Genomic DNA, 12,051 nt, shown 5'->3' with positions numbered 1-12,051 from the left:
AAGATAATGCTCACCCTTTAGGCGAATGACTGTTCCTTTGGCAAACGACGAATCGATCCAACTCGACAATGTGGCCCTACAGCCACCGGTCGCACTTGCGCCGCTGGCCGGGATCACCGACCTGCCATTCCGGCAGTTGGTCGGCTCTTTCGGCGTGGGCTGGGTGGTTAGTGAAATGGTGGCAAGCCAGGAAATGGTGCAAGCCAAGCCCGGCGTGCGCGAACGGGCTGAACTGGGATTTGATCAGGCAGGCACAGCGGTCCAGATCGCAGGGCGCGAGGCGCATTGGATGGCCGAAGCCGCCCGTATGGTCGAAGCGAACGGCGCGGCGATGATCGACATCAACATGGGCTGCCCCGCCAAGAAGGTGACAAATGGCTATTCCGGCTCCGCGCTGCTGCGCACGCCGGATCATGCGCTGTCATTGATCGCGGCAGTGGTAGAGGCGGTCAATATTCCCGTGACGTTGAAAACCCGGCTCGGCTGGGATCATGACAGTCTGAACGCGGCAGATGTGGCCAAACGGGCCGAGGATGCAGGCATTCGGATGGTCACCATCCACGGGCGGACCCGCTGCCAGTTCTATAAAGGATCAGCCGACTGGGCTGCAATCAGGGCGATCCGCGATGCGGTCAGCATCCCGGTGATCGCCAATGGCGATATCGTGGATAGCGACACAGCACGCACCGCGCTTGCACGCTCTGGCGCAAACGGAGTGATGATCGGGCGGGGCGCGCAGGGGCGGCCTTGGGTGCTGGCGCAGGTGGCCGCCGCGCTGCACGGCACTGACGCGCCCGCGATCCCACAGGGCAAGGATTTGACCGATATGGTCTGTAACCATTACGAGGCGATGTTGTCTTTTTACGGAAATGAACTGGGCCGCCGGGTCTCGCGCAAGCATCTGGGCTGGTACATGGATGACGCGGGCACACCCGGATCATTGCGCAAAGAAATCCTCACAGCGGCAGAACCTGCCGATGTCCTGCGCCTGTTGCCGGGCGCGCTGAACTTACAGGTGGCCGCATGATCGTTGATACCGCGCTTTGGTCGTCACTGCCCGTGCCCGCGTTGCTGCTGGATGGGGATGATACCATCGTCTCCAGCAACCCCGCAGCAGAAACATTCCTGAACATGTCGACCAAGGCGCTGACCGGGCAAAAGCTCTGGGATCAGGTGATGATCGACGCCCCGCTCGAAGCACCCTTTGCAAGGGCGCGGCAAAACCGAACCTCGCTTTTCGTCAATGATGTCGATGTGGGCAGCGGGGAACGGCCACCCATGCTCTGCAACATTCAATTCGCCCCGCTGCAAGGCGCGGAAGAGGCGATGATCGTGATGATCAGCCCGCGCGAGATTGCCAGCCGGATCAACCAGCATCATTCCTCTGAAAAAGCCGCAAAATCGGCGATCGGTATGGCGGAAATGCTGGCCCATGAAATCAAGAACCCGCTTGCGGGCATTACCGGGGCGGCACAGCTATTGTCGATGGGACTGTCCAAAGAAGATCAGGAAATGACCGACCTGATCGTCGAAGAAAGCCGTCGGATCGTCAAACTGCTTGAGCAGGTTGAACAATTCGGCAACCTACGCCCGCCATGCCTGAAGCCGATCAACATTCACGATGTGCTTGACCGGGCGCGGCAGTCCGCCGCCGTGGGTTTCGGCGCGCATATGCTCTTTATCGAAGATTACGACCCGTCACTGCCGCAGACGCTGGCCGATGCGGATCAGCTGCTTCAGGTCTTCCTTAACCTACTAAAGAATGCGTCCGAGGCGAACCGCGAAGGTGGCTCCGTCCGGCTGCATACATTCTACGACACCTCGCTGCGGGTGCGACGCTCCGATGGCAGCCACGCCCGCCTGCCGTTGCAGATTGAGATCATCGACGATGGCCCGGGTCTGCCACCAGAAATCGCCGACGACATTTTCGAACCCTTCATATCGGGGCGCGAAAACGGCACTGGCCTGGGGCTGGCGCTGGTATCGAAACTGATCGGCGAAGGCGGCGGCTGGATATCTGTCGATAGCGTGCCGGGGCGCACGGTCTTTCGGATCTCGCTGCCGCTGGCCCCCAAAAATAACGACACAGGAGAAAGCTGATGGACGGGACCGTTCTTGTTGCCGATGATGACCGGACAATCCGGACCGTGCTGACGCAGGCGCTGACCCGCGCCGGGTGCAAGGTGCATGCGACATCCTCGCTCGTAACGTTGATGCGCTGGGTCGACGAAGGCAAAGGCGATCTGGTGATCTCTGACGTGGTCATGCCGGACGGAAACGGGCTGGAACAGCTGCCCCAGATCGCAGAGGCACGACCGGGCCTGCCGGTCATCGTGATCTCGGCCCAGAACACGATCATGACCGCCATCCAAGCGGCAGAGGCGGACGCCTATGACTACCTGCCAAAACCGTTCGATCTGCCCGACCTGATGAAACGCGCCGCCCGTGCGCTGGAAATTAAACGCCGGTCCCCCGTGACCCGCAGCCCAGAGGCAACGACCAGCGATGGCGGCGGCGATCTGCCACTTGTGGGGCGCACGGCGGTGATGCAGTCGCTTTACCGGCTGGTGGCGCGGGTGATGAACACCCAACTGCCCGTGTTGATCACTGGCGAAAGCGGGACAGGCAAATCGCTGATCGCGCGGGCCGTGCATGATTTCTCCGACCGGCGCAGCCTGCCTTTTGTCGTCGTCTCGGCCAGCGATCTGGAAGGGATGGACGGCCCGTCCACCGTGCTCAGCCGTGCCAAGGGCGGATCGCTCTTGTTTGATGAGGTCAGCGACCTTTCAGACGATGCGCAAGGTCGGATCGTGCGGATGCTCGATACGCTCGGCGAAAATGCGCCGCGTATTATGGCCACATCACAATCCGACCTGATGGCCCGCATGGAAGAGGGTAAATTCCGTGAAGATCTGTTCTACCGGCTCAGCGGTGTGACCGTCGACGTGCCGTCTCTGCGGGAACGGGTGGATGACATCCCACTGTTGGCCGAACACTTCCTTGCGCGGTCCGAACGGGACGGCGCGCCTGTGCGCCGCTTTGGTGACGCCGCCGTCGATCTGATCCGGGCCTATAGCTGGCCGGGCAATGTGCGCCAGTTGGAAAATGCTGTCAGACGCCTTGTTTTTACCGCTGCCGAGGATGAAATCACCCGGGCCGAGGTCGAAATGGTGCTGGGCAATCAACCCGCCATCGAACCGCTGCGCAGCGGGGGCGAAGGCGAAAAGCTATCAGCCAGCGTCGGCAAGCACCTGCGCCGTTATTTTGATTTGCATGGCGGGGTGCTGCCACCGCCCGGCCTGTACAACCGCATCCTGAAAGAGGTCGAAGCCCCGCTGATTGAAATCGCCCTCGACGCAACCGGTGGAAATCAGGCAAAATGCGCTGATTTGCTTGGTATCAACCGCAATACATTGCGTAAGAAGATCACTGATCTCGATATCCGCGTGACACGCCGCCGCAAGTTGATGTAAAACCGCAACAGAACAGTGGCACCGATGCGTCAGCGTTGTCGGATGACTACAGATGTAGGCGGTATTGTGGGGCGACCCCCCATATAAAGGCAGGGCGATGCGCGTGCAGCGTACCCTTTTGGGATTTAATCTGACGCAGATGGCGCGGTGGCAGCGCCAGCGTCACGTGCGCAATGGCGTGACATTCGGGCTGATCCTGCTTGGCCCGGTGCTGGCTGTGGCCACCTATCTGATCATCGGCCCCTTTGATCAGGGTGCGGCCTCTCTTGCGTTGCGGATCATTCTACTCTGCGATCTTATCTATGTGTTGGTGGTTTTTGCTGTGGTCATGCGGCAGGTCGCCCGGATGACCTCCGCGCGGCGGGCGAAATCCGCGGGCTCTCGGCTGCATTTGCGGCTGACCAGCGTCTTTGCGCTGTCCGCGCTAATTCCGACGGTGCTGGTCGCCGTGTTCTCTGTGCTGCTGATTTCGCTTGGGCTTGATGGGCTGTTTTCCGAACCGGTCGGCAACGTGCTGCGCACCTCGCTGACCACCGCGCAAGCCTACGAGGAAGAACACCGGCAAGAACTGACACGAGACGGGCAGGGGCTTGCCGCCTATCTGAACCGCGAACGGCGCAACAACCTGTTCATGGATGACGGCGAGGTGCGGCGCGCCTTGGGCGACGTGCAGTCGCAGGTGGAGCGGGGCCTCAGCGAGGCTTTCGTGATCGACGGGCTGGGCAATATCGCGGCACGCGGGGCGCGGTCCTATGAATTTGGCTATGAACGACCCTCAGCCGAGGATTTCGCGCGGGCGGATGATCAGGGGCTGACGATCATCGAGGATCTCGAAAACAACGAATTCCGGGCACTGATCCCGCTGCCCGCCTTTCGGGACCGTTATCTTTACGTCACGCGGCCGGTGGACGGGAACGTGCTGTCGCTGCTCGATGATACCACCGAAACGGTGGAACAATACGAATTGCTGGCCAATGAACGGGGCGGGCTGCTGTTCCAGTTTGGGCTGCTGTATCTGGGCTTTGCCGCGATCCTGATCCTTGGCGCAATCTGGGGCGGGCTGTGGTTTGCAGAACGGCTGTCACGGCCTGTCGGGCGGCTTGTCTCGGCCTCGCAGCGGGTCGGTACAGGTGATCTGGACGTGCGCGTGATCGAAGATGACGGCGATGACGAAATCTCGCAATTGGGGCACTACTTCAACCAGATGACCGGGCGGCTGAAAGGCCAGCGGGACGAGCTGTTGGAAACCAACCGGATGACCGAACGGCGGCGGCGGCTGTTTGATTCCGTGCTCAGTTCCGTCATGTCTGGCGTTGTCGGGCTGGACGAAGACGGGCGCATCGCCTTTGTGAACCCCTCCGCCCGGCGGTTGCTGTCAGTGGGCGAAGATCACGCCGACAGCGCGCTTTCGGTCGCGATCCCGGAATTCGCGACGCTTTTTGATCGGGTGCGCAGCGCAGACAGCGACAGCGTGCAGGAACAGATCAATTTAATCCGCAAAGGCCAGCAAGAAAGCCTGCTGGTGCGCATGTCACCCCGGCGCAACGCCGATGGGGCGCTCGAAGGCTACGTGGTGGCTTTTGATGATGTGACGGACCTTGTCAGCGCGCAGCGGATGGCGGCCTGGGGCGATGTGGCGCGGCGGATCGCACATGAAATCAAAAACCCGCTGACCCCGATCCAGCTTTCGGCGGAACGGATCAAACGCAAGTTCCGGGGGCAGGTCGGCGAAGAAGCGGACAAGCTTGACCAGATGACAGATGTAATCGTCAGGCAAACCAATGACTTGCGGCGCATCGTTGATGAATTCTCAAAATTCGCGCGGATGCCTGAACCCAAGCTTGCCACCAACGACCTGACCCTGCTTGTCAGCGATGCGGTCGCCCTGCAAAAAGCAGGCCAACCAGACGTGAAAATCCGCGCCACCCTGCCAGAACAGCCCGTACTGACCGAACTGGACGGCACGATGATCACACAGGCGCTGACCAACCTGATCAAAAACGCGGGCGAAGCCACGACCACCTTTCAGGAAACCTATCCAGAGGCGCAGTATAAACCCGAAATCCGGGTGCAAATGACCGCCGTGAACGGCACCGCCTCGATCACGATCCAAGACAACGGCATCGGCCTGCCCGAAGATCGCGCGCGGCTGTTTGAACCCTATGTAACGACGCGCGACCGGGGCACCGGGCTTGGGCTGCCGATCGTCAAGAAAATCATCGAAGAACACAGCGGCACCCTCATCCTGACGGATGCCGATACCTTTGACGGCCAGGACCACGCCGGTGCCTGTGCAGTCATCACCCTTCCTGTGGTACCGGCACAGACCCAGGCAACAAAAATACCAGCATAAGGACGAGATTATGGGCGATATTCTGATCACGGATGACGAACGCGATATCCGAGAGCTGATCTCAGAAATTCTTCAGGATGAGGGCTACACCACGCGGTTGGCAGGCACGTCCGATGAATGCATGGCACAAATCGCGACGGAAAAACCCGCGCTGATGGTGCTGGATATCTGGCTCAAAGACAGCAACATGGACGGGATCGATATCCTGAAATCCGTCAAACGTGACCACCCGGATATCCCTATTGTGATCATTTCCGGGCACGGGAACATCGAAATCGCCGTTGCCGCGATCAAACAGGGGGCTTATGATTTTATCGAAAAGCCTTTTAATATCGACCAATTGCTGGTGGTCATTCGACGCGCAATGGAAACCTCGCGGCTGCGGCGCGAAAACATCGAACTTAAACGCGGCGATGTGGCCAGCGCCGATATGCTGGGCGACAGCGCCGCCTTCCGTACGCTGAAATCACAGCTCGACAAGGTCACTAAATCCAACGGGCGCGTGATGCTGACCGGCCCTGCCGGCGCGGGCAAGGAAATCGCCGCACGTTATATCCACGCCAATTCCAGCCGGGCGTCTTCGCCCTTTGTGACCGTCAATTCGGCCTCCATCGCGCCGGACCGGATGGAAGAGGTACTGTTCGGACGCGAAGACAGTGCCCGCGGCATCGAACCGGGCCTGCTGGAAGAGGCAAATGGCGGCGTGGTCTACTTTGACGAAGTCGCCGACATGCCGCTTGGCACACAGTCCAAAATTCTGCGGGTGCTGGTGGAACAGCGGTTTCAGCGGGTGGGTGGCTCCGACAAGGTTCAGGTTGATCTGCGGGTGATCTCCAGCACCAATCAGGATCTGACCGCCGGGATCGCTAGCGGCACCTTCCGCGAAGAGCTGTACCACCGGCTGAACGTTGTGCCAATCTGTGTCCCCTCGCTGGAAGAACGACGCGAAGATATCCCCGTACTGGCCGAATATTTCATCGAAATTTTCAACAAAGCGCAGGGGCTACCCATGCGCAAGCTGGCCGATGACGCACGCGCACTGCTGCAAACGATGCTGTGGCCGGGCAACGTGCGCCAGCTTAAGAATGTGATCGAACGGGTGCTGATCCTGGGCGAATCCGGCGGCGACATCACCGCCAAGGAACTGCCCGCGTCCGAAGAAGGCGGCGGCGAAGAAGGCCGCATCGTGCTGGCGGGCGGGCTGGCCACGCTGCCACTGCGCGAAGCGCGCGAACTCTTTGAACGCGAATACCTGCTGACCCAGATCAATCGCTTCGGCGGCAACATCAGCCGGACCGCTTCCTTTGTTGGCATGGAACGCTCGGCCTTGCATCGCAAGCTGAAATCGCTAGGCGTTGTGACATCGAACAAGGCAGGCGGCAGGGTCGCCTATGTTGAAGGCGAGGCATAATGAAAGTCATCATCTGTGGCGCGGGTCAGGTCGGTTGGCAGATCGCCCGGCATTTGTCGAATGAAAACAACGATGTGACCGTTGTCGACAATAACCCGGAGCTGGTACGCCGGGCCACGGATACGCTGGATGTGCAGGGGATCGCGGGCTTTGCCAGCTATCCTGACGTTCTGGACCGGGCCGGGGCCCGCGACGCGGATATGATCATCGCCGCCACCTATTCGGATGAGGTGAATATGATCACCTGTCAGGTGGCGCATTCGGTTTTCTCCATCCAGCGCAAAATCGCGCGCCTGCGGGCACAAAGCTATCTCGACGCGATTTATTCTGACCTCTATCGGCGCGACCACCTGCCGATTGATGTGGTCATCTCACCCGAAAAAGAAGTGGCCGAAGCCGCATTGCAGCGGCTTGCATCACCAGCCGCCTTTGACACTGAAAGCTTTTTGGAGGGCCACGCGCAGCTTTTGGGGATCACGATTGATGCGGATTGCCCGGTCATCAACACGCCGCTGCGGCAGCTGACTGATCTGTTCTCGACGCTGCGGGCCATCGTCGTTGGCATCCGGCGCGACGGGGCGCTTTTCGTGCCATCCCCCGGTGACCAGATATTTGTGGGCGATGATTGCTATATCTTCACCGACACAGAGGACATGACCCGCACGCTGGAAATTTTTGGCAAGACCCATTCAAAACAGGAACGGGTTGTTATCATTGGCGGGGGCAATGTCGGGCTTAGCGTCGCACGGGCGCTGGAATCGCGCACCGAACGGGTCCGCGTCAAAGTGATCGAAAAAAGCCGCAAAATGGCTGAACGGGCCGCCGACGTGCTGGACCGGACTATTGTGTTGAACGGCGACGGACTGGACAGCGCCCTGCTGGAAGAGGCGAATATCTCCTCTGCCGATGCGGTACTGGCCGTCACCGATGATGATAAAACCAACCTGCTTGCCTCTGTCCGGGCCAAGGAAATGGGCTGCCAGATGGCGATCTGCCTGATCAACGACCCGACCCTTGTGCCACTGATGGGGCCGCTTGATATCGACGCTTATATCAACCCGCGCGCCACTACCGTCAGCTCGATCCTGCGGCATGTGCGGCACGGGCGGGTGCGGGGCGTCTATTCCATCGGCGACGCCGAGGCCGAAGTGATCGAAGCACAGGTGCTCGGCACATCGCCGATCGCGGGCCAGCGGATCAAAGAGGTCGCCTTCCCCGAAGGTACCCTGATCGGCGGGGTGATGAAAAACGGCAAGCTCGTCAAACCAACCGGAGAGACGCGGATCGACGAAGGCGACGTGATCGCCATCTTTGCAATGGCCAATGACGTGCCAGAGGTCGAGCGGCTCCTGCAGGTCTCGATCGACTTCTTCTGATGCAGTGGATCGCGCGCCTGCCATTCTTTGTGGTGCTGATGGGGCTTGGCGCCCTCGCGATGATCGTGCCCGCCGCGCATGGGGTGGTGATGGAAGATTTCACCACAATGCGGATCTTCTTTTACGGGTTCATCCTGTTTTCGATCCTGACCTTGCTGATGGCGCTGGCAACGTCAGGCTATGCCCCGCAAAGCGTGGCGCGCAGCCAGTTGCTCAGCCTGCTGGCGGCCTTCACCTTGCTGCCGCTGATGTTCGCCGTGCCTTTTTACGAGGCTGTGGGGAACACCACCTACATCAACGCATGGTTCGAAATGGTGTCCAGCTTCACCACCACCGGGGCGTCGGTCTATGACACCGCCGGGCGGCTGACGCCGTCGCTGCATCTCTGGCGGGCGTTGGTGGGCTGGCTGGGCGGGCTGCTGGTCTGGGTGACCGCCGTGTCGATATTTGCGCCCATGAACCTCGGCGGGTTTGAGGTGCGGGCAACAGCCACAGCAGGGCGCGGGGCAGGGCAGTCCTTTAAGCAGATCACCCGCATCGCCGACCCGTCCGAACGGTTGATCCGCTACACCATGTCACTCGCACCGATCTATGTGGGGCTGACCTTTCTGCTCTGGCTCGGCCTCGTCATCGCCGGAGAGTTCCCCTATATCGCCCTCTGCCACGCCATGTCGACGCTATCGACCTCCGGCATTTCCCCGATCAACGGGCTTTATTATGCCGCATCAGGGTTCTGGGGCGAAGTGCTGGTCATCGGGTTCTTCATCTTCGCGCTGTCGCGGCTGACCTTCAGCCGAGGGTTGATTGGCGAAAGTGAAAAGGCGCTGTGGAAAGACCCGGAATTCCTGACCGCAATGTTTCTGATCGGGTCTGTCACCGGATTGCTGTTTCTGCGGCATTTTCTGGGTGCCGCAGAAAGCAGCGATGCGGCCTCACTGCGGGATATGGCCTCTGCTTTGTGGGGGGCGCTGTTCACCGTGACCTCTTTTCTGACCACAACCGGCTTTGAATCCCGGTATTGGGAGGGCGCAACACTCTGGTCCGGGCTGGAAACGCCGGGGCTGTTTCTGATCGGGCTTTCGCTGATCGGGGGCGGGGTGGCGACCACCGCTGGCGGGGTGAAATTGCTGCGGATTTACGCGCTCTACCGGCATGGGGAACGGGAACAAGAACGGCTTGTGCACCCTTCATCCGTGGGCGGCGGTGGGCGCGAAGCACGGCGCATTCGCAAGCAAGGGGCCTATATTTCATGGATATTCTTCATGATGTTCGCGCTCAGCATTGCAGCAGTCATGGTCATGCTGTCGCTGACCGGGGTGCAATTCGAAACCTCAATGGTGATGACCGTCGCCGCGCTGTCCACCACCGGACCGTTGGCCACAATCGCCGCCGAAACCCCCATCGCCTTTTCCGGTATCCCCGATGCGGCCAAGATGATCCTTGCCTTTGCGATGGTTCTGGGACGGCTGGAAACACTGGCAATTATCGCCCTGTTCAACCCTGAAATCTGGCAACGCTAAGCTGCGGGAAACGGGTGCTTTTTGGGGGTGGAAACTCGCGAAGCGCCAAGACATACTGCAACCACAACGAGGGGGGCCGATGCGCGGCCGCAAGAACAAAAAAGGGTTTCGCCATGGCTGCCGACAAGGCCAATCTGCAGGACGCATTTCTTAATCACGTCCGCAAGACCAAAGTACCTGTGACAATTTTCTTGGTGAACGGTGTTAAACTACAAGGTGTCATTACATGGTTCGACAGCTTCTGCGTGTTGCTGCGCCGTGATGGGCAATCCCAGCTTGTTTACAAAAGTGCCATTTCAACGATTATGCCAGCTCAGCCAATCAGCCTTTATGAAGGTGAAGAGTAACCTTGCAAGAACATGACAGGCCGGTCACCCGCGCCTGGGTGCTGCATCCCGATCTGAAAACGGATCGGGATCGCCGTGCACCTGAACCCAAACTGGCAGAGGCGGTCTCTCTGGCCGCGGCCTTGCCCGATCTCGAAGTGATCGGCGCTGATGTGGTGCGCTTGCCCAAAATGCATCCGGGCATGCTGTTCGGCAAAGGCAAGATCGAAGAGCTCAAGACTGTGCTGCACGCGGGTGAGGTTGAACTCGTCCTGATCGACGGCCCCGTCACACCGGTCCAGCAACGCAATCTGGAAAAAGCCTGGGGGGTCAAATTGCTCGATCGGACCGGGTTGATTCTCGAAATCTTCAGCGACCGCGCTCGCACAGCAGAGGGCGTGTTGCAGGTCGAAATGGCCGCACTCTCCTATCAGCGGACGCGGCTTGTACGGGCCTGGACCCACTTGGAACGGCAGCGGGGCGGCTTGGGCTTCGTGGGCGGACCGGGCGAGACTCAGATTGAGGCTGACAGGCGGGCCATCGACGAACAACTGGGCCGTCTGCGGCGACAACTGGCCAAAGTGGTCAAAACCCGTGAATTGCACCGTGCCTCACGGGCCAAGGTGCCATTCCCGATTGTGGCCCTTGTGGGCTACACCAACGCCGGTAAATCAACGCTCTTCAACCGGCTGACAGGGGCAGAGGTCTTTGCCAAAGACATGCTCTTTGCCACGCTCGACCCAACCATGCGCAAGATCGCCCTGCCCAGCGGGGATGAGGTGATCATGTCCGACACCGTGGGCTTCATCAGCGATCTGCCCACCGAACTGGTCGCCGCCTTCCGCGCCACGCTCGAAGAGGTGCTCGAGGCCGACCTGATCGTACACGTCCGCGACATCAGCCACCCGCAATCCGAAGATCAGGCCGAGGATGTGAACACGATCCTGCACAGTCTGGGCGTCGCCGAAGGGGCACCATTGATCGAGGTCTGGAACAAGATCGACAAGCTTGACGGCGACGCACGCGACAGCGCCGTCACCCAGGCCAGCCGCAACGACGACCTCTTCGCCGTCTCCGCCAGCACGGGCGAGGGGATGGACAGATTGCTGACCGCTGTGTCGGAAAAGATCAAAGACCCACGCAGCGAAGAAACACTGTCACTGGGTTTCGCCGAAGGGCAAAAACGGGCATGGCTGTTCGATGCAGGCGTCGTGGTCAAAGAAACCAGCAGTGATGAGGGCTACGAACTCTCCGTCCTCTGGACCGCGCTGCAAAAAGAACGGTTCAACAGGCTCTGAAAGTCCGACAGCATTCCGATTGAAATACCGAAAGCAAACGGCAATCGGGACGCCAGCGCCAATATGGACTTTCGTTGCAGTATAAGTGAGCGTCGACTTTGCGGACAAATCACTAATTCGCTGCATGTACACCAATGTCTGCATTCATTAAAAAGCAAGTCAGACATGCAAGTTAATACAGCGACACCTGAGTGATAGTGGGAAATTCAATTTGGAATTAGAGCGTGTCGCGGGCTTTCAGATTCAGGATTCCCAGATCACGTATGATGTGATTCCCTATGCTTGGCGCAGATA

Annotated in this window: 9 protein-coding genes; all 9 read left to right on the top strand. The window is 59.7% G+C overall.

From position 1 onward, the window contains the following. The first annotated feature begins 25 nt into the window (after positions 1-25). The 9 genes from dusB to hflX all read left to right on the top strand — a co-directional run bounded on the left by dusB (position 26) and on the right by hflX (position 11,757). A complete protein-coding gene (dusB, locus tag ACJ5NV_RS19160) occupies positions 26-1,027 on the top strand; it encodes a tRNA dihydrouridine synthase DusB (RefSeq protein ID WP_411646332.1) in 1,002 nt (333 codons plus the stop codon). Next, positions 1,024-2,100, top strand: coding sequence for a two-component system sensor histidine kinase NtrB (locus ACJ5NV_RS19155; RefSeq protein ID WP_411646330.1), 1,077 nt, complete (start codon positions 1,024-1,026; stop codon positions 2,098-2,100). The genes dusB and ACJ5NV_RS19155 overlap by 4 nt, the downstream gene beginning before the upstream one ends. Then, positions 2,100-3,473 (top strand): response regulator, encoded by a 1,374-nt coding sequence (locus ACJ5NV_RS19150; protein WP_411646328.1) that lies wholly within the window; start codon positions 2,100-2,102, stop codon positions 3,471-3,473. Before ACJ5NV_RS19155 ends, ACJ5NV_RS19150 begins: the two co-directional genes overlap by 1 nt. 139 nt (positions 3,474-3,612) lie before the next feature. Further along, entirely contained in the window at positions 3,613-5,826 is a 2,214-nt protein-coding gene (locus ACJ5NV_RS19145; protein WP_411646382.1) for a sensor histidine kinase NtrY-like, read from the top strand. Between the two features lie 10 nt (positions 5,827-5,836). Further along, the gene (ntrX, locus tag ACJ5NV_RS19140; protein WP_411646326.1) at positions 5,837-7,237 is read left to right on the top strand and encodes a nitrogen assimilation response regulator NtrX; all 1,401 of its coding nucleotides are present in this window, start codon (positions 5,837-5,839) and stop codon (positions 7,235-7,237) included. After that, positions 7,237-8,613 (top strand): Trk system potassium transporter TrkA, encoded by a 1,377-nt coding sequence (trkA, locus tag ACJ5NV_RS19135; protein ID WP_411646324.1) that lies wholly within the window; start codon positions 7,237-7,239, stop codon positions 8,611-8,613. Before ntrX ends, trkA begins: the two co-directional genes overlap by 1 nt. Then, positions 8,613-10,133, top strand: a complete 1,521-nt coding sequence (locus tag ACJ5NV_RS19130; protein WP_411646322.1) for a TrkH family potassium uptake protein — start codon at positions 8,613-8,615, stop codon at positions 10,131-10,133. Before trkA ends, ACJ5NV_RS19130 begins: the two co-directional genes overlap by 1 nt. Positions 10,134-10,246: 113 nt before the next feature. Continuing rightward, positions 10,247-10,480, top strand: a complete 234-nt coding sequence (gene hfq / locus ACJ5NV_RS19125; protein WP_007204924.1) for an RNA chaperone Hfq — start codon at positions 10,247-10,249, stop codon at positions 10,478-10,480. A 2-nt stretch (positions 10,481-10,482) separates the two neighbouring features. Continuing rightward, positions 10,483-11,757 (top strand): GTPase HflX, encoded by a 1,275-nt coding sequence (hflX, locus tag ACJ5NV_RS19120; protein ID WP_411646321.1) that lies wholly within the window; start codon positions 10,483-10,485, stop codon positions 11,755-11,757. Positions 11,758-12,051: the final 294 nt, after the last annotated feature.

It is taken from the genome of Loktanella agnita, assembly GCF_046640325.1.
GTDB lineage: Bacteria > Pseudomonadota > Alphaproteobacteria > Rhodobacterales > Rhodobacteraceae > Yoonia > Yoonia agnita.
The sequence above is the reverse complement of the archived record's forward strand: the minus strand, read 5'-3'. Positions and strand labels throughout refer to the sequence as shown.

Coding starts and splice junctions, on each gene's coding strand:
- hfq (WP_007204924.1), top strand. CDS start 10,247: ATGGCTGCCGACAAGGCCAATCTGCAGGACGCATTTCTTAATCACGTC.
- trkA (WP_411646324.1), top strand. CDS start 7,237: ATGAAAGTCATCATCTGTGGCGCGGGTCAGGTCGGTTGGCAGATCGCC.
- ACJ5NV_RS19130 (WP_411646322.1), top strand. CDS start 8,613: ATGCAGTGGATCGCGCGCCTGCCATTCTTTGTGGTGCTGATGGGGCTT.
- dusB (WP_411646332.1), top strand. CDS start 26: ATGACTGTTCCTTTGGCAAACGACGAATCGATCCAACTCGACAATGTG.
- ntrX (WP_411646326.1), top strand. CDS start 5,837: ATGGGCGATATTCTGATCACGGATGACGAACGCGATATCCGAGAGCTG.
- ACJ5NV_RS19150 (WP_411646328.1), top strand. CDS start 2,100: ATGGACGGGACCGTTCTTGTTGCCGATGATGACCGGACAATCCGGACC.
- ACJ5NV_RS19155 (WP_411646330.1), top strand. CDS start 1,024: ATGATCGTTGATACCGCGCTTTGGTCGTCACTGCCCGTGCCCGCGTTG.
- ACJ5NV_RS19145 (WP_411646382.1), top strand. CDS start 3,613: ATGGCGCGGTGGCAGCGCCAGCGTCACGTGCGCAATGGCGTGACATTC.